Origin of the sequence: Micromonospora rubida, from assembly GCF_009908295.1 — a bacterium.
Classification (GTDB): Bacteria; Actinomycetota; Actinomycetes; order Mycobacteriales; family Micromonosporaceae; genus Micromonospora; species Micromonospora rubida.
On sequence record NZ_JAAALO010000011.1, the window covers coordinates 25,507 to 44,044 of the forward strand.

General features: G+C 74.5%; 12 protein-coding genes and 1 pseudogene. 4 read left to right on the top strand and 9 right to left on the bottom strand.

Translation table 11 applies throughout. The features are described from left to right. Positions 1-8 precede the first annotated feature (8 nt). Positions 9-1,259 carry a DUF58 domain-containing protein gene (locus tag GVV04_RS28230; protein ID WP_161692046.1) on the top strand — a complete coding sequence of 417 codons (1,251 nt, stop codon included), beginning with the start codon at positions 9-11 and terminating at the stop codon, positions 1,257-1,259. A 50-nt stretch (positions 1,260-1,309) separates the two neighbouring features. Beyond that, entirely contained in the window at positions 1,310-3,715 is a 2,406-nt protein-coding gene (locus GVV04_RS28235; RefSeq protein WP_161692138.1) for a transglutaminase domain-containing protein, read from the top strand. 593 nt (positions 3,716-4,308) lie between these two features. Here the strand turns inward: GVV04_RS28235 and GVV04_RS28240 are convergent. From GVV04_RS28240 to GVV04_RS28260, 5 genes and pseudogenes are all read right to left on the bottom strand, one after another. Beyond that, positions 4,309-4,626, bottom strand: coding sequence for a hypothetical protein (locus tag GVV04_RS28240; protein ID WP_161692047.1), 318 nt, complete (start codon positions 4,624-4,626; stop codon positions 4,309-4,311). Between the two features lie 512 nt (positions 4,627-5,138). Beyond that, positions 5,139-5,390 (bottom strand): annotated as a pseudogene (locus tag GVV04_RS28245) (response regulator transcription factor); the annotation flags it as partial. Positions 5,391-5,534: 144 nt separating this feature from the next. Continuing rightward, positions 5,535-6,326 (bottom strand): SDR family oxidoreductase, encoded by a 792-nt coding sequence (locus GVV04_RS28250; RefSeq protein ID WP_161692048.1) that lies wholly within the window; start codon positions 6,324-6,326, stop codon positions 5,535-5,537. Further along, positions 6,323-7,297, bottom strand: coding sequence for an LLM class F420-dependent oxidoreductase (locus GVV04_RS28255; RefSeq protein ID WP_161692139.1), 975 nt, complete (start codon positions 7,295-7,297; stop codon positions 6,323-6,325). Before GVV04_RS28255 ends, GVV04_RS28250 begins: the two co-directional genes overlap by 4 nt. Positions 7,298-7,404: 107 nt before the next feature. Next, on the bottom strand, positions 7,405-8,076 hold the full coding sequence (locus GVV04_RS28260) for a maleylpyruvate isomerase N-terminal domain-containing protein (RefSeq protein WP_161692140.1): 672 nt from the start codon (positions 8,074-8,076) through the stop codon (positions 7,405-7,407). Between the two features lie 88 nt (positions 8,077-8,164). Here GVV04_RS28260 and GVV04_RS28265 point away from each other — a divergent pair, with 88 nt between their 5' ends. Beyond that, complete coding sequence (locus GVV04_RS28265; protein WP_161692049.1) at positions 8,165-8,617, top strand: YbhB/YbcL family Raf kinase inhibitor-like protein; 453 nt, start codon at positions 8,165-8,167, stop codon at positions 8,615-8,617. Between the two features lie 10 nt (positions 8,618-8,627). Here the strand turns inward: GVV04_RS28265 and GVV04_RS28270 are convergent, their stop codons facing one another. After that, a complete protein-coding gene (locus tag GVV04_RS28270; protein WP_328822620.1) occupies positions 8,628-9,515 on the bottom strand; it encodes a phosphatase PAP2 family protein in 888 nt (295 codons plus the stop codon). Positions 9,516-9,980: 465 nt separating this feature from the next. Further along, on the bottom strand, positions 9,981-12,878 hold the full coding sequence (locus GVV04_RS28275) for a glycoside hydrolase family 48 protein (RefSeq protein WP_201754312.1): 2,898 nt from the start codon (positions 12,876-12,878) through the stop codon (positions 9,981-9,983). 918 nt (positions 12,879-13,796) lie between these two features. On the opposite strand from GVV04_RS28275, the gene GVV04_RS28280 reads away from it, so the two are divergent. Next, the gene (locus GVV04_RS28280; protein WP_161692052.1) at positions 13,797-15,284 is read left to right on the top strand and encodes a GH1 family beta-glucosidase; all 1,488 of its coding nucleotides are present in this window, start codon (positions 13,797-13,799) and stop codon (positions 15,282-15,284) included. Between the two features lie 106 nt (positions 15,285-15,390). Here GVV04_RS28280 and GVV04_RS28285 read toward each other — a convergent pair whose 3' ends face one another. After that, complete coding sequence (locus GVV04_RS28285; protein ID WP_268926370.1) at positions 15,391-15,810, bottom strand: roadblock/LC7 domain-containing protein; 420 nt, start codon at positions 15,808-15,810, stop codon at positions 15,391-15,393. Then, positions 15,810-18,452: a nitrate- and nitrite sensing domain-containing protein gene (locus tag GVV04_RS28290; RefSeq protein WP_161692054.1), complete on the bottom strand. Its 2,643-nt coding sequence runs from the start codon at positions 18,450-18,452 to the stop codon at positions 15,810-15,812. Before GVV04_RS28290 ends, GVV04_RS28285 begins: the two co-directional genes overlap by 1 nt. Between the last annotated feature and the right edge of the window lie 86 nt (positions 18,453-18,538).

Consider the following 18,538-nt stretch of genomic DNA (forward strand, 5'->3'; position numbering starts at 1 on the left):
GTACGGACGTGGGGATCACCGCCCGGGGCGCCGGGCTGCTCGTGGCCGCCGTGGCGCTGCTCGTCGCCGGGTTCCGGTTCGCGTACCCGGAGTTGACGCTGCTCGGCGCGGCGGGGGCCGTCGCGGTGGGGTACGCCCTGCTGGTGGCGCTGTGGCGGCCCCGGCTGGAGGTGACCCGGCACGCCGACCCGGACCGGGTGGCCCGGGGCGAGCCGGCGCGGATGGTGCTGACGGTGCGCAACGCCGGGCGGCTGCGGGCGGCGAACCTGCTGGCCGAGGACCGCTGCGGCGAGCGGACGGTGCCGGTGCCGGTGCTGCGGTTGCGCCCCGGTCGGGACACCACGATCAGCTATGACGTGCCGACCGACCGGCGGGGCGTGGTGCCGGTCGGGCCGCTGCGGGTGACCCGGCGCGACCCGCTGGGGCTGGTGGCGCTGGCCCGCCCGTACTCGGGCACGGTGCCGGTGTGGGTGCACCCGCGCATCCATCCGCTGACGGCGGTGCCGAGGGGGGCGGGGCGCAGCCTGGACGGCCGGGTGGACGGGGTGCCGCACGGGTCGATCACGTTCGACTCGTTGCGGGAGTACGTGGTCGGCGACGAGTTGCGCCGGGTGCACTGGCGCACCAGCGCCCGGGTGGGTGAGCTGATGGTGCGGGAGAACGTGGACACCAGCCTGCCCCGGATCGTGGTGCTGCTGGACGACCGGGCCGCCGCCCACCCCGACCCGGAGTCGTTCGAGTCGGCCTGCGAGGCGGCGGCGTCGGTGGTCGCGGCGGCGCTGCGCGCCGACCTGCCGGTGACGCTGCTGCTGGTGGCCCCGGAGCAGCCCACCGACGACGGGCAGCCGGCGTCGGCCGGGGACCGGTGGTCCTCCCGGCTGGTGGGCCGGCTGCGGGCCCGTACCGCCGCGCCGCCGGCCGCCACGGTGCCGAGCCGGGCGGCCGAGGCCGCGCCCCCACCGCTGGACCGGCTCGCCGCGGTCCGGCTGGACCCGGGGGACGCCGGTGCGGCGCTGCGCGCGGCGACGGCCCGGCTGCGTCAGCAGCGCCTCGGCGACACGCTGGTCTTCCTCACCGGGCCGGGCGGCCGGGGCGACCTGGGGCACCTCGGCGTGCTGCGCGGGGCGTACCCGTCGGTGGTGGTGGGGGTGTTCGGGGCGGCGGAGCCGACGCCGGCCGGCGCGACCGGGATGGTGGTCGTCGACGCGGTCGACGGGGCCGCGTTCGCGGCCGAGTGGGACGGGGTCCGCCGGTGGTGAGGGTGTTGCGGGTGCTGCGGGCGGTGCCGCTTCCGCTCGCGCTGATCGCGATGGTCGCGCTTGGCGGGGTGGCGCTGGACCGGGTGTACGCCGGGGGCCTGCTGCCCCGGTTGGTGATCGGCGCGGCGGCGGGTTCGGTGCTGGTCAGCGTGGCCGCCCGGCGGCTGCCGTCCTGGTTGGTCGCCCCACTGTCGGTGGCCGGCCTGGCGGGGTTCACGGCATGGTCGCTGAGGCTGTCCGCCGACGCGGCCGGGCTGTCGGGCTCGCTGGCCGAGGTGACGGTGGACGCGGCGCGCAACGGCATTCCCCGGCTGCTGACCGCGATGATCCCGGTCGAGCCGGCCCCGGACACGGTGCTGGTGCCGCTGGTCGCGGCGTGGCTGGCCGGGCTGGCGGCGGCGGAGGTGGTGCTGCGGGCCGGCCGGGTGCTGCTGGGCTTTCTCCCACCGGCGCTGCTCTACGCCGGCGCGCTGTACGTGGTCGGGCCGAACGCGGACCCGGCGATCTGGCCGACGGTGGCGTTCGCTGCGGTCGCCGCGGTCGGGCTGGCCGTGCCGTCCCGAGGGCCGGGCCCGTCGGGGCCGGACCCGACCGCCGGGCTGGCTCCCGGGGTGCGGGCGGCGGTGCGGGTACGCCTCGCCGCCACCACCGCCGCCGGGCTGGTCGTGGTGGTGGGCCTGGCCGCCCTGCTCGGCCCGATGGTGGCGGGCCGGATCGACGACCGGCCGGTGGACCCGCGCCGGTACGTGGAGCCGCCGCAGGTGGAGTCCCTGGACGAGAACCCGCTGATCCGCATCTCCGGCTGGGCGTTGAACCCGCGGCAGAAGCTGCTGGACGTGACGACACGCCGCCCCGGCGCCCCGGCCGACGACCCGGGCCCGGTGCCGACCCCCGCCGGGTCGCCCGGCCCGGCGAGCGGCACCCGGCCGGGCGGGGGTGCCTCGCCGAGCGGGGACGCCGCACCGGGCGGCGGTGACAGGCCGGGCGACGGGACCGGGCCGGGCAGCGGCGCCGAGGGCCGGTCGGTGCGGATCCGGCTCGCGGTGCTCAGCGACTACGACGGGGTGACCTGGCGGGTCGGGGCGACGTACCGCAACGCCGGGCGGATCCTGCCGGCGGCCGAGCCCGCCCCGGGGGCCACGGTGGAGACGGTTCGGCAGGAGATCACCGTGGCGGACCTGAGCGGGCGACTGTTGCCCGCGGTGGCCACCCCGCGCGAGGTCAGCGGCGCCCGGGTGGCGTACGACCCGCAGACCGGGACGCTGATCCGGCCGGAGGGGCTGACGCCGGGGCTGCGGTACACGGTCACCTCGGCGGCGGAGCGGCCGGACGACAACCTGCTCGGCACGGCGGACGTGCCGGCCGGGGACGAGGTGGCCCGGGTGCTGCGGGTGGCCGACGGGGTGCCGGACCCGGTGCGCAGGCTCGCGACCCAGCTCGCCGAGGACAACGGCGCACCGTACGCGCGGGCGGCGGCGATCGAGCAGTTCCTCGCCGAGCACTACCGGATGGTGGCGGACGCGCCGAGCGGGCACGCGTACCCGAACCTGAACTTCTTCCTCTTCGGGCCACGCAACGCGGGCGGCCAGCGGGGCACCTCCGAGCAGTTCGCGGCGGCGTTCGCCCTGCTGGGCCGGTTGACCGGGCTGCCGACCCGGGTGGTGGTGGGCTTCCGTGCCACCGGCGACGGGCCGGTCCGGGCCGGCGACGCGTACGCCTGGCCGGAGGTGCTCTTCTCCGGCCTCGGCTGGGTGCCGTTCGACCCGCTGCCCCGCCCGGACGACGAGCCGCGCCCGGTGGAGGAGGACTTCCGCCCGACGCCGGAGGATCCGCCCCCGTCGGAGGTGCCGGAGCCGACGGTCGAGCCGACCGCGGCGCCGGAGCCGGTGGCCGGGCCGGGCGGGCCGACCGACTCCGGTGGGCCGTCAACGGCGCTGCTGGTGGGCTTCGGGGCGGGCGGCACGCTGCTACTGGTCGTGGCCGGGCTGCTCACGCTCCTGCTGATGCGCCGGGCGCGGACCCGGGCGCGGCTGGAGCGGGGCGACCCCGGCCAGCGGATCGCCGGCGCCTGGCGGGAGGTCACCGACGCGCTGCGGCTGGCCGGCCGGCCGGTCGGCGGCGACCTCTCCGCCTCCGAGGTCGCCGCCCATGCCGGCCGGGCCGTCGCCGACGCCGGTCCCCCGTTCATCCCGGCCACCGGCGCCGCCCCCGCCTTCGTCCCGGCCGCCGGGCCATCGAAAACCGGGACAGCCGCCGGGGATCTCGGCGCGCGGCTGGAGGAGCTGGCCGGTCTGCTCAACCGGACGGCCTTCGCCCCGGGCACGGCCACCGCCGAGCAGGCCACCCGGGCCGTCGCGACCGCCAACGACTACGTGGCCGCGCTGCGCGCCGGCCGTCCCTGGTGGGGCCGCCTCCTCTGGTCGGTCCGACCCGGTCCCCTGCGTTGGCCCCGCTGAGCGCTCGATGCCCAGCGCTGGGATCGGGCCGGTGCAGAAATCCGGCCAAACCCACTCCCCCTTCCCGGACGGGGTCGGAACCCAGGGCCTCGGCAAGGTCGTGAGGGTCTCCGGCTTGGCAGGTCCCAGGGGATACGTGCGCTACCGGCATCGTCGGCCCCTGCCGGGTCGGTCTTCGCCGGGTCGGCCTCGTCGGCGAGCCGGTCGAGGATGGTGTGCGCGGCCGGGGTGCGCGCCGTCGGGTCGGTCCACCCTCCGTCGCCCCTTTGGAGCTGCCCCGTTTGTGCTACCGATGGAGCGGGCGCGTAAACGGGGCAGCTCCAAAGGGAGCCGACAGACAGGTCCCCGACCGGATGCGGCGGGGGGCAATCGTCCGGCCGCCACCCGGACTGCCCGATGCGCGGGGCGGCAGGGGGCGCCGTGACGGCGACCTTCCGGAGCAATCCCGGAGGGTGGATGAACTTCGGGCGGGATCGGACGCCCCGCGACTTTGCCGGGCCCTTGGTCGGAACCTGCTTGGTGCTCGGCGCTGTGGCGCTCGCGGTCAGCAGTTGCTCGTACGCGGGGAGTGTGAACGCCCCGTCAGGGATTAGTCACCACAGCGGCGTGCCGGTGATGTTCCACGTAGCGGCACCCTTGCCATCGTTGTTGATGTCGTAGGTAACCTTCGCGTCGGCTGACCAGTAGCCCTGCCAGCTGTAGCCAATCCACGGCATCCAGCAGACCTCACTGGGCAGGTTGGCTGGCCGCGGGCCGTTGACGTAAGCCTTCAGGTCACAGGTCCACCGAGAAATCACGTGGTCCGCGCTGGTTTTGGTGTCCCGCCGTTCGATGGTCACTTCGATGGTGTAGGCATCGAACCGGACACCGGGCACGGGAGGGACGATGTCCTCGAAGTCCCAATAGGTCAATGACCTAGCGTCGGCCTTGCCGTCATCGAACGACCGGAAGCAAAGCATCACGTGGTGGCGTCAGTCTCTTGCGCACATCAGCTCCTCGTGTTCGCGTTGGGGTCGATCGGCACAGGCCGGGGCATCGGCAGGACCAGCCCCGGCCTGATCACGGTGGCGGCGGGCCAGTGGGTTCCCGCCGGAACCGGTCGGGCCTGGACGGTCCTGGACACCGGCGCAGGGCGGGGTGGCCCGGTACGAAGACACTAATTCCCGTATCGACGGGCCGCGTCATCTCGGTGACTGACCCTCTTCCGCAACCACAGCGGCAACCGCCCAGGGTGCCTACCACCCTGGTTGCAGGCGTCTGCTCCACCGGCCGGCCGGGACAGCTGACCATCCGGATCACCGACGACGGGCCGGGCGCCGCCGCCGGGCAGGTGGGCGGCCACGGTCTCGTCGGGATGGACGAGCGGGCCCGGCTCTACGGCGGAAGCGTGCACGCCGGCACCGCCCCGCAATCGGGCTAACCGGCCTGGTCGGACCAGCCCTGACTCGTACGCGAAGACCACCGCCTGCGCCCGGCTGGCCAGGTCGAGCTTGGCCATGGTCCGGTTCAGGTGGGTCTTGACGGTCGCCTCGGCGATAACCAGCCGCTCGGCGATCTCCGCGTTGGTCAGGCCCGCGGCGACCAGTCGCAGCACCTCCCGCTCCCGTTCGGTGAGGATGTCGAGCGCCGGCAGCGCGTGGGGCGGTGACGCGGCGGAGCCGGCGAAGGCCTCGACCGGCCCAGTGCTGCGGGACATGAGCCTCCTGCCCTTCCGGTTTGACGCCGAAGATCGGCAGGCCTGAGCGTACGGTTACCGGCCTCGCCGGGGTCGAGCCGGCTGACCCGCCCACCATGGCCTGCCGCCGGAGCGGCGGCGGGGCTAGGAACGGAGGCGGCGGACGAGCTTGCGCAGGCCGGACTGCCAGCCGTCCGGGTCCTCCACCCGGCGCCGGGCGTAGGCGGCGACCTCGGGGTGCGGAAGGATGAGAAAGCGCTCCTCGGCGAGGCCGGCGACCACCGAGTCGGCGACCTGGTCCGCGGTGAGCACGGCGCCGGACGCGGCGATGACCCGCGCGCCCAGGTGGCCGGCGGCCAGCCCGTCGGCGAGCATCGGGGTGTCCACCCCCTGCGGGCACAGCGCGCTGATCCGGACGCCCTGGTCCCGGTAGGTGATGGAGAGCCACTCGGCGAAGCCGACGGCGGCGTGCTTGGTCGTGGCGTACGGGGCGTCGCCGACGGAGGTCAGCACGCCCGCCGCCGAGCAGGTGTGCAGCAGGTAGCCGCCGCCCCGGGCCAGCATCGCCGGCAGCACCGCGCGGGCGGCGTAGACGTGGGAGAGCACGTTCACCCGCCAGGCCCGGTCCCAGCCGGCGTCGTCGACCTCCATCCCGCCGCCGGAGGTGACGCCCGCGTTCGCGCAGAACAGGTCGATCCGCCCGTACCGCCGCTCGGTGTCGGCGACCAGCGCGCGGACCTGCTCCTCGTCGGTGACGTCGAGCTGCACGGCGTGGGCGACCGGGCCGACGCCCTCGGCGGCGGCGCGGGCCCCGGCGGCGTCGAGGTCGGCCACCACCACGGCGGCCGCGCCCTCGGCGGCGAACCGGCGGGCCAGGGCGGAGCCGATGCCGCCGGCCCCGCCGGTGATCACCACGATCCGGTCGGTCAGGTTCACCGCGGCTCACCCCCGCCCAGGCGCGCGATCAGGTCACCCAGCGCCGCCGCCCCGCCACCGGCCAGCTCGGGGGTGGGCAGCAGAGCCAGCACCGGTACGTCCACCCCGGCGTCGGCGTAGCGGCGCACCTGGTCGCGGCAGTGCTCGGGCGAGCCGTGCAGCACCAGCGCGTCGACCACCTCGTCGGGCACGGCGGCGCCCGCGCCGCGCCGGTCGCCGGCCGCCCAGGCCCGCCACATCGGGCCGAGCGTCTCCTCCCGGCCCAGCCAGCGGTGGAACTCCGCGTACGCGGGCACGGTGAGGTAGCTGGTGATCAGCCGGCGGCCGAGGGCGCGGGCGTGCGTGGCGTCCTCGGTGGGGCAGACGAAGATCCGGGCCACCACCTCGAACCCGTCCCGCCGCTCCCCCAGCGCGCCGAGGGCGGTCGGCACGTCGTCGGCGGCGAGCCAGTTGAGGATCACCCCGTCGGCCTCGGCGCCGGCCAGCCGCAGCATTCCCGGGCGCAGGGCGGCCAGCAGTAGCGGCGGCGGCACGGCCGGCGGCCGTTCCAAAGTGAACCGGCGCACCGCGAAGGTGTCGTACGCGCCGTCGACGGTCTGCCCGCCCAGGGCTGCCCGCAGGAAGCGCAGCACGTCCCGGGTGCGCTTGAACGGCTCGTCGAAGGGCACGGCGTTCCAGTCCCGCACCAGCACCGGCGAGGACGCGCCGAGGCCCAGGGCGAACCGGCCGGGGGCCGCCTCGGCGAGCGCGGCGGCGTGCATCGCGAGCAGGCCCGGCCCTCGGGTGAAGACCGGGGCGATGGCGGTGCCGAGCCGCAGCTCGGGCTGCCACGCGGCGGCGAGCGCCAGCGGGGTGAAGGCGTCGGACCCGGCCACCTCGGACGACCAGAGGTCGGTGAACCCCGCCCGGTGCAGGGCCGCGTAGACGGCGGCGTGGTCGGCCAGCGCAATGCCGCCCAGCGGCACGGTCATGCCCCATCGGTTCGTCATCGGTCGATCCTGCCCGCTGCCCGGGCGTCCCGGCAAGACGACGCCGGGCCCGAGGTTACGGGCGACGCGCGGTCCGGCCCGGCGGCGGCTCAGCGCGCGAAGGCGAGCCGGCGCATCCCGGCGCCGTCGAGCACGGCCCGTTCCCGGTCGGTGAGCGGCACCCGGCCGGTGGCCCTGCCGACCAGCGCCAGCCGGTCCCAGCCCAGCTCCGCCGGTACGTCCCGACCGCCGGTCAGTAGTGCCGTGGTGACCTCGGCCGCCGCCGGGGTCAGCCACGGCTCGCGGCCCAGGGCGGCGGCCAGGTCGAGGCCGTGCACGCCGACCTCCACCACCCGGGTGACCAGGAACTCGGCCAGGGCCATGGCGTCGCCGTGCCGGGTGCGGACCACCCAGCCGGGCGGCTGGCGACCCACCGCGTCGTCGGCGGACTGCCAGGCTCGGTCGAACTCGGCCGCGACCGCTGCGGGGTCGGGCAGTTCGCGGGCCTCCCGGCGGGCGCTGTCGATCCGCGCCCGGTCCACCTCGGGGGCGAACTTGGTCGCGCCGAAGTAGCCGGCGGCGTCCACCTCGGCGGCACCGGGGGCCGGCGCGGCGAGCATGCCGGTGAGGCGCCCGGCTCCGGTGCTGACGTGGGCGATCAGCTCCCGTACGGCCCAGGGCGGGCATCCGGTGGGCCGGTCCAGGTCGGCGGGGCTCAGGCCGCGCAGGACGGCGCCCAGCGTCGCGCACTCGGCGCGGAACGCCGCCCGTACCGTCGGAATGGTCACCACCCCGTCACCCTCTCATTGGCCGTTTCGCGCCGTGCCCGGCGGGTACGCGCGGCCCGGACGAGGAGAGGGGCGCCAAGAGATGGCCGGCATCATGCTGCGCAGCACCGCGTTCACCGATCATGACCAGTTGCCGGGACGCTTCGCCCGCGACGGCGGGAACGTCTCGCCGCCGTTGCAGTGGGCCGACGTCCCGGGCTCGGCGCGGGAGCTGGTGCTGCTCGTCGAGGACCCGGACGCGGGGCGGGAGCCGTTCGTGCACTGGCTGGTCACCGGCATCACGCCGGACTCCGGCGGGGTGGCCGAGGGCGCGGTGCCCGACGGCGGGCGGGAGTGGCCGAACGGGTTCGGCGCGTCCGGCTGGGGTGGCCCGCACCCGCCGCAGGGTGAGGACGCGCACCGCTACTTCTTCCGGCTGTACGCGCTCGACCAACCGCTGGAGCTGCCCGCCGCGCCCGCCGTGGAGGAGTTGCGCCGGGCGCTGGACGGCCGGGAGATCGCCAGCGGCACCATGGTCGGCACCTACCGCCGCTGATCCGCGCGGGTCAGCCCTTGATCCGGGGGACGAGCCGGTGCACCACGGCGAGCAACAGCGCCGCGACGATCGCCATCGTGCCGGCGATGCCGGCGGCGCTGCCCGCGTAGCCGACGAAGAGCGACCGGCGGCCCATCTGGTCGGGATCCACCCGGGGCAGGTCGACCAGCCAGGACAGGGCCAGCGCGGAGCTGACCACGGCCAGGGCGCCGGTCACGCCGAGCACGACGGCGGCGACGCGGTGGGCGTCGGCCGGCTCCACCTGGGCCTGTTCCCGCTGGGTGACCAGCAGCATCAGCCCGGCCAGCGCCGCCCAGGCCCCGACCACCAGGAACGCCGCGATGGCATCGCTCGGGCGGTGCCAGCCCGCGGAGAGGGTGGCCACCCCGGCGACGGCCGCGTACCCGGCGCCGACGAACGCGCCGAGCACCCGCACGGTACGCGGGAGCACCAGGATCAGCGCCAGGGCCACCGACGCGGCCACGGCGGTGTGCCCGCTGGGCAGGCTGTTGCCGGCGACGGCCCGATCGGGGTCGATGCCGTACTCGGGACGGGCCAGGAAGTGCTTGAGCAGTTGGGTGGTCACGTTCGCCCCGGCGATCAGCAGGGTGGCCGTGATGGCCAGCGCGACCCGACGCCGGATCAGCGCGATGAAGCCGATCACCGCGGTCGCCACCAGCAGCGACAGGGCCGACATGGTGTTGAGGATGCGGTCCACCGGGGTGGCGATGGTATCCTGGCCGATCCGGTTGCCGGTCAGCGCCACCGTGTCGACCCACTGGCCGAGCTCGGTGTGCAGAGCACCGCGCCACACCACGACGAATGCGGCTGTCTGGGCCAGGGCCAGTACGACCAACCAGACCGCCGTCCAACCTCTCGCCGTCGCACGCACCCGCACACCGTAGCGGCACGCCCGGGAGCTCCTCCCGGTGGCCCGCCGACTTTGGGGCGGACCGACAGGAGGTTGCCGGTGACCGCCACGTCCGGGCCCGGAGGGCCGTCCACCCGCGATCCGCGACCCGCCGACCGGCCGGAGGCGCTCGCGGACCTGCTCGGCGGCCAAGGTCGGGGCCGGACGTAAAGGGAGAGGCCGCCACGGGGGGAGCGGCCTCTCCGGTGACGTACGTTACTCCGTCGACGACCGTCACGTGATCCCTCGACGGCCCCTTTTTCCGGCGCCTTTTCGCGGCAAGTTCGGTTTCGGGCGGTGGGGCGGGCCGGCCCGTTCGCTGCGTCGACCGTACGGCCGGCCCGTCCCGGCCTGACCGTGGGAGTCAGGCCGCCCGCCGACCGGCCTCGTGGTTCCCCCTGGCCGGCCGGGCTCCGGGTGGGCGGGCCGCGCCGCCCACCCGGAGGATCTGGATCACCCGTTCGGGAACAGGTTCCCGTAGTCGGCGTACGCCATGGCGACGTCGGCCTGGGCCCAGAACCGGTGGTAGTTGAACGTCGGCTCCGCGCCGCCGTTCAGGTACGCCTGCACCTTTGGCCAGTCGGGGTCGTTCTTGTAGAACGACCGGATGTCCAGGAAGCTCTTACCGGCGGCGATGGCGTCGCCGTTGGGCATCTTCCCGGTCCAGCCCGGCGGGACGTAGAGACCCTGGCCGTCGGCGGCGTTGTAGACGTCGTCGAAGCGCTTGTAGTCGCCGCGCTTCTCCGGCATCGAGACGCCCTTGGCGTCGCTGGCCGCGTACAGCGCGTCGAGCAGGCCCTTGGCGGTGGTCTTGGCCGCCGCGTTGCCGGACTTCGCGGCGTACGCGATCAGGGTCCGGGCGTACGCCGCGGCGACGCCGACGTCCTGGCCCTTGACGGTGACCTCGACGTGCAGGTTGGTGTTGGGCTGCGGGCTGGCCGGGTTCCAGTTGGTCGGCTGGCCGGTCCACTTCATGTCCGACGGGATCGACCAGTTGGCGCCCACCGTGGTGTTGGCGATCGCCCACGGCACCCACTTGTCCAGCAGGGCCTTGGCCTTGGTGTTGCCGGTCTGCAGGTACAGCTCGGCGATCCGCTGCATCGACCACGCCTGCATGCCGAACCACTGGTTCGACGGCGGGTCGTTGTAGACCGGGTCGACGTCGTAGAACATGCCGTAGAAGGTGGCGGTGCCGGCCGGCGGGGTGCCGTAGTTGCCGTCCCAGCTGTTGGTGGCGCCGCCGGCGATGCCACCCTCGGCGGACTGGAGCCAGGTGTAGAACTCCAGCTGCCGGTCGAGGCTCTTCTGCCAGTCCGCGACGGCGGTCGGGGACTGCGGCTTGAGTTCGGCGACGTTGGTCAGCGCCCAGGCCGCGAACGGGTTCTGGTAGCCGAAGTGGTTGTGGCTGGAGCCGATCCGCCACGACCAGTTCTGGTTTGCCTCGTACGCGCCGCCCCAGGCGTAGTACCAGGACATCAGGTAGTGCGCCGAGTCCTTGCCGGTGCCGGCCGGGCAGGCGCTGGCGCCGACGCAGTTGCCGATCTTCTTGAAGTACTTGTCGAACATCGCGTACCGCAGGTAGTCACCCATCTTCGCGGCCTTCGCCACGGTGGCGGCGACGTCGGCCTGCTTGCCCTGCGCCTTGGCCCAGGTCAGGGCCCAGTACGCGGCCTGCACGGCGCGGGCGTCCGCGTCGGGGGCGTTGGTGTACTTCCACTGCTTGGCGGGGGCGTTGGCCTCCTTGACGAACAGGTCGAGGTAGCCGTACTGGCCACCGTGCTTGAACGTGTCGCAGGACGGCTGCGGCACGGTCTCCCACACCGACTCCTGGGTGCCCCGCTGGAAGGTGTTGATGTACGCCGGCCTGGTGGTGCCGTCGCCGCAGCGGCCGTAGCCGTAGGTGTTGTCGACGTCCAGCAGCCAGTGCATGCCGTAGATGTCGCCGGTGCCGTAGGTGCTCTGCAGCTCCGAGCGCAGCGGGTCCGCACCGACCGGGATGTTCGGCTGGAGCTGCGACGGGTACTGGTTGGGCAGCGGCCACTCCGCGGCGTACTGCGGGGTGCCCGCGGCGCCGGCGGTCGCCTGGTCGGCGTGCGACGGGATGATGTACTTCTCCATCACCGTCCAGGAGTTGTTGAACGGGGCCCAGTTCTGGGTGACCCGGCCGTACTGGGCCTCCAGCCACAGCCAGAAGCTGAACGCCTCGGACGTGGTCTCGTGGCCGTGGTCGGGCGCCTCGACGATCAGCGTCTCGATCGAGTGGTAGGGCACGCCCTCGGCGCTGAAGTAGCCCGAGTTCTTGATCTTGCCGTACTGGTCGAGGAAGCGCTTGATGTAGGTGTTGTCCCCGCCGGGGGTGTCGTCGTCGATCTCCGTGGCGGTGACGGCCAGGGGCGCGACGCCGGTGCCGGAGGCGGTGATGGTGGCGGTGCCCCCGACGGTGTCGGCGTCCTGCGCCGCGGCCACGGTGACGGTGACGCCGGTGTTCCAGTTGGCGGGCGTCAGGGTGACCGAGGCCGGCGTGACGGTGATGTCGGCGTCGCCGGTGCGGGCGAGCGTCACCGGCACGTTGGCCGTCGGCGCCGCGCTGAGCTTGAGGTTGAACGTGGCGGTGCCGCCCTCGTTCACGCTGACCGCGGACGGGGTGGCCACCAGCTTCGGGCCGGAGGCAGCGGTGACGGTGAACGCCTTCTCGTCGACGGCGACGCCGTTGGCGTTGTCGTAGGCCTTGGCCTGGACGGTGTAGCTGCCGGCCGGCAGGTCCTCCAGGGTGTAGCCGTACGGGGCGGTGGTGTCGGTGTTGACCAGCAGGCCGTTGCGGTAGAACTCGACCTTGCTGATCGTCCCGTCCGGGTCGCTGGCGGTGGCGGTCAGCGGCACGTCCGCCGGGGCCTCGAACGGGCCGGCCGGCACGCCGAGGGACACCGTCGGCGGCTGGTTGGCGGGGGTGCCGTTGCAGGTGACACCGTTGAGGGTGAACGCGGTGGGCTTCGGGTTGCTGCCGGAGTAGCTGCCGTTGAAGCCGATGGTGGTCGACGCCCCGGTGCCGAGGCTGCCGTTGTACGACTCGTTGGTCGCGGTCACCTCGCTGCCGGTCTGGCTGTACTTCGCCGACCAGCCCTGGGTCACCCGCTGGCTGCTGTTGGGGAACGTCCACTTGAGCGCCCAGCCGTTGATGGCGTCGCCCAGGTTCTTGATGGTGACGTTGGCGGTGAAGCCGCTGCCCCAGTCGTTGGTGGCGTAGACCACGTCGCAGGCCGGGGCGGCCTGCGCGGCGCCGGCCGGCAGGGCGACCCCGCCGACGGCCAACGTGGCGGCGGCGAGCATCGCCGTCCGGCGACGTCTTGCCATGAGTCTCATGTGCGCGGTGTCTCCTCGGACCAGGCCGGGGCGCGGGGCCCCGGCGGGAGCGCCTCCACATGCGCGTGGCACGGGGGGACGGAGGTGCTCGGGATGGTGGTCGATCCGGCCCGGCCGGGTTCGGGACGGGAGCGTCGGCGCTGGCAGACAGCGGCCGTCCGTCCCTCTCGGGTGCCGTCCGGAAACCGGATGCCCTCGGCGACCCGCGCTCACGCGAGCTGGCTCCTCGTCGCGGTAGGCCGACAGTCTGGCATGGAAGCGCTCCCACGACAAGGAGCCGCCCAAAAGAAGCAGGTAGATGTTTCGATCTCATTTTGGGTCTTTCACAAACCCGTGACGGGCGTTACAGTCGCTGCATCATCCGATGGGAGCGCTTCCATCGATGGAGATCCATAGAAGATGTCGACCGGGATCGTCGCTCCCGCGACGCTCCCGGGACACTGCCCGAAGGCTGACGGCGGGCCAGCCCGGACGCCGCCGCCAGCCACCACCCACCGGCAATGGAGGGAGGTGGAACCAGAGCCACTCGCGTGGCCCGGCTCCCGCGCGACACGCACGGCAGGACGCCAATTCCACTCGTGCGTGTTTGCATCGAAGGTGGGGACGGGGGTTGCCCTCCCCCGTCCCCACACTAAACCTCCTGCCACGATGGGAAAAGAGGCCGACGGGCCAGGCGTGCCACGCCGCCCCGCCGGCCTCGTTCGCTATCGGCACGCCGGCTGCGCCCGCGTGCCCTCGACCGCCGCCCGGCAGCGCCTCACCTGCGCGTCCGCGCAACCGGCCGCGCGCCGAACCATTCCGCACAGCAGAGCCGACCCGGCATGATCGCGGTCGGCCGCCCCCGCCTGCCCTATGCTGGGAGCGCTCCCGGCCGGTTGCGGCGGGCACCCACCCCAAGGAGAAGGCTCCATGTCGATGCTCACCCGGCGGCGGCTGCTCAGCCGCGCCGCACTTTCCGCCACCGCCGGAACCACCGATGCCGGCCCGCGCGCCGGCGCCCTCGCGGCCACCGGCGGTCTGGCCACCAGCTGCGGAACCGGGGCGGACCCCGACACCGACCCGACCGACCGGCCCCGGGGCGCGCTGCGCTTCCCGACCGGCTTCGGCTGGGGCGCGGCCACCTCGGCGTACCAGGTCGAGGGCGCCGCCAAGGAGGACGGCCGGGGCGAGTCCGTCTGGGACACCTTCAGCCGCACCCCCGGCCGCACCCGCAACGGCGACACCGGCGACGTGGCCGCCGACCACTACCACCGCTACGCCGACGACCTCGACCTGATGCGCGACCTGGGGCTGCGCAGCTACCGGTTCTCCATCTCCTGGCCGCGCATCCAGGCCGACGGCGCCGGCGCGGTCAACCAGCGCGGCCTCGACTTCTACCGCCGGCTGGTCGACGGGCTGCACGAGCGGGGCATCTCGCCGATGGCCACCCTGTTCCACTGGGACCTCCCGCAGGCGTTGCAGGACGCCGGCGGCTGGGAGAACCGGGACACCGCGTACCGGTTCGCCGAGTACGCCGAGGCGGTCTTCCGGGGCCTCGGCGACCAGGTGCCGGTCTGGCTGACCATCAACGAGCCGAAGACCGTGGTGCAGAACGGCTACCTGACCGGCCACCACGCTCCCGGCTTCCAGGACCCGCAGGCGGCGTACCTGGTCGCCCACCACCTCCAGCTCGCCCACGGGCTGGCCGTGCGGGCGCTGCGCGCCACCGGCAGCGCCGGCCGGATCGGCCCCGCGCTCAACCTGCACCCCTGCTACCCCGCCGACGACAGCCCCGAGGCCGCCCGCGCCGCGCGCCTCTACGACGGGTACGAGAACCGCCTCTACCTCGACTCGATCCTCAAGGGCAGCTACCCGGCCGACGTGCTCGACGACCTCGGCGCCGACAGCCGGCTGGCCCGGGGCGTCGCCGACGGCGACCTGGAGATCATCTCCTCGCCGATCGACCTGCTCGCGGTGCAGTACTACACGCCGTACTACGTCACGGGCGACGGCGCGACGGTCACGCGCTGGCCCACCTCGCAGGCGGACTGGCAGCAGATCTACCCGGACGGCATGTACGACATCCTGACCCGGGTCACCCGCGACTACGGCCCGGTCCCGCTGACCGTCACCGAGAACGGCCTGCCGCAGGCGGACACGCTCTCCCCCGACGGCACGGTCGACGACGCCGGGCGGATCAGCTTCCTGCGCGACCACATCGCCGCCGCGCACCGGGCCGTCTCCGACGGGGTGCCGCTGGAGAGCTACCACGTCTGGTCGCTGCTCGACAACTTCGAGTGGGCCGAGGGGTACGACCAGCGCTGGGGCCTGATCTACGTGGACTACCCCACCCAGCGCCGGGTGCCCAAGCGCAGCGCGCACTGGTACCGCGAGGTGATCCGAGCCAACGGCCTGTAGTCCGACGGCGAGCCCCCCGGGCGGGCGCGGCACGGCCGCGCCCGCCCGGGGGGCGTCCGGTGGTCGGGTCGTCCCGGCCCCGTCGGGCGGGGCCGGGACGACAGGGTCAGCGGGGCAGCGCCTGCTGGAGTTCGGCCCGCAGCGCCGGGGTGAGCATCTCGCCGGTCTGCTTGGCCAGCCGGGCCATTTCGTAGCCGACCACGCCGATGTCTGCGTCCCCGGCCGCCAGGGTGGCCAGGATCGAGCCGTCGCGGACCTGCATCACCAGGAAGTACCCGCGGCCCATCTCCACCACCGTCTGCTTGACGATGTCGTCGTCGAACATCTGCGCCGCCCCGGCGGCGATGCTCATCAGGCCCGAGGTGACTGCGGCGAGCTTGTCGGCGTTGTCGCGGGGCAGGTGGTCGGAGATCGCCACCAGCAGCCCGTCGGACGAGACCACGATCGCGTGCGCCACACCCGGCACCCGCTGCGCGAACCCGCTCACCAGCCAGCTCAGGTCCCGGGCCTCCTGGCTCAACGTCATCACTGTTGTCCCCCTTCGGTGCTCCCGCCAGCCGGCGGCAAGATGATCTCGGTGGTCTCCTCAGCCTCCGCCCGCCGCACCCCGCTGTAAAGCCGGGACAGCATGCCGCCGACGGCTTCCGGGTCCGGGTCGTGCCGTGGAGCTGGCTCCTGTGGCCGGGCGGACCGCGTCACGGCGGACAGCTGCGCCATCGGCACCCGCACCGGCAGGCCCCGCTCGTTGGTGCCCCCGGTGACCGGGACCGCCGGGGGCGCCGGGGCCGCCGGGGCGACGCCCGGGGTCGGGCCCTCCCGCGACCACCAGCCGCCCCCGCCGTCCGTGGGCACCCCGGCGGCCGGGGCAAGCACGTCATCCGCCCGCACCGGCACCGGCCGGGACTGCCGCGGCGCGGTGCGGCGCGGCCGGCGGCCGGCCACCGGTAGCTCGCCCGGGGCCGCCGGGCCGCCGTCGCCGGCCCGGCCCGCGACGGTGCCGCCCGGCCCTGCGGACCCGGCGAGCCCCGACGGGCCGGCAACGGCGAAGCTGGCCCGCACGGACCCCGGGGCGCCGTTCCGCGCGGCAACGGCCCCGCCCGGGCGGTCCGTCGAGGCCAGCGGGGTGGTCAGCATCCGCCGCGACGGCGGCGGTTCGAGCTGGACCGGCGGGGCGGCGGTGAGCAGGGCCGCCGGGATCCGGACCAGGGCCACCAGGCCGTCCTCGCGGGGGTGCAGGCGCACCTGCACCGCGTGCCGGGCGGCCAGGTGACTCACCACGAACAGGCCCATCCGCTCGGACGCCGCGACGTCGGCGGCCGGCGGGGACGCCAGCACCTCGTTCGCCTCGGCCAGCGCGGCCGGGCTCATCCCCAGCCCCCGGTCGGTCAGCTCCACCAGGGCGCCGAGGCCCTCTGGGCGGGCGGCGACCAGCACGACGGTGTCCGGCCGGGAGAACGCGGTGGCGTTCTCCAGCAGCTCGGCGAACAGGTGCACCAGGTCGCCGATGACGTGCCCGACGACGTGCAGGTCTGCCACATGCGCGCGGTGTACCCGCTGGTAGTGCTCGATCTCGGCGCTCGCGGCCAGCAGCACGGCGGCGAGGCTCACCGGACGGTTCCACCGCCGGGTCGACTCGCTGCCGGCGAGCACCAACAGGCTCTCGTCGTTGCGCCGCAACCGGGCGGCGAGGTGGTCGAGCCGGAACAGGTTCTCCAACTGGTCCGGGTCGCTCTCGTCGCGTTCCAGGCCGTCGAGGAGTTCGAGCTGCCGCTCCACCAGCACCTGGCTGCGCCGGGCCAGGTTGACGAACATCAGGTTGACGTTGCGACGCATGGTCGCCTGCTCCACCGCGACGCTGACCGCGCTGCGGTGCACCGCGACGAACGCCTCGGCCAGCTCGCCGATCTCGTCCAGCGAGCGAACCACCGCCGGCGGCACCTCGATGTCGGACACCCCGCTGTTGACCTGCCGCAGCTGGTCCAGGGCTTCGGGCAGGTCGATCTGGGCGATCCGCAGCGCCTGGCCGCGAAGCAACCGCATCGAGCGGGCGACGGACCGCCCGACCAGCACCGAGATCAGCAGGGCGACCAGCAGCACCGTGCCGATCCCGCCGACCACCAGCAGGGTGGTCCGCAACTGCCCGGATCTGGCGTCATCGGCCCGGATCACCGCGTCGCCGAGGACGCCGACCTCCAGCTGTCGCAGCCGATCCTGGCGCAGCCCGCTGGCCGCCCACCACTGCGACGCGTCCAGCACCAGGGGCGTGGCGCCGCCGCTGGGCAGGCTCTGCTCCTCCAGCTTCGTGGCGGCGGCGAGGTCCGGCTCCGCCGACGCCGCGTCGTACCGGCGGATCTGGTCGGCGGTGGCGGCCACCCGGAACGCGCCGAGGGCGGTGAGCTGCTGGGCCCGCAGGTCGGTCAGCTCGACCTGATCCGCCACTCCGTACCGGCCGGCGCGGGCGGCGGCGTAGAGCTCGGCGCGGACCCGGGAGGACAGCTCCTTGACCCGGGCGAGCTGGACGTAGCGCAGCACGCTGTCGTTGAGCACCCGCTGGCCGTCCCCCGGCGACGGCTGGGCGAGCAGGGTCAGCAGCGCGTCGATCGCCCGGTGGTAGTTGCCGAGGATGGTGTCGCTGGCCAGCACCGCCGGGGGCACGGTCGCCCGGATGTAGACCACCTGGTCGTACGCCTCCAGCGCCTGCGAGTAGGCGACCTGCCAGGCGGCGTCGGCGTCGGCCAGCGGGCCGGCCGCCCGCCGCAGCTCCCGCACGGCGGCGTCGCTGGCGGCGTGCAACGGCCGCAGGGCGGCGATCGCGGCGTCCCGGTCGGCCCGGCCGCCGACCCGGCGCAGTTCGGCCAGCTCACCGGCGGTGCGGTCGCGTTCCTGCTGGAGCTGGTGCACCGCGGCGGTGATCTCCCGGCCGATGTCGACCTGCCGGGCGAAGTCGCTCAGCACGGTGGTCTGCCCGACCAGCCCCCGGGTCTGCACCCCGGCCAGCACCAGGAACGCCACCGAGGGGATGACGAGCACCGTGACGAGCTTGGTCCCCATCCGCCAGTCCCGCAGTCGGAACGGCGAGCGGCGGCGGTGCGGCACCACGCGGACGTCGAACCGGCGCCGACTGTGGTTGGACACCCCACTGTCGGCCGGATCGGGACCTACGCCCACACATGCCTCCTAGGCCCTCGCGTCCGCCGCATCGGGGAGCGGGGTCCATCCAACCAGGCAGGCCCGCGCTGTCAACGGGCTCACCT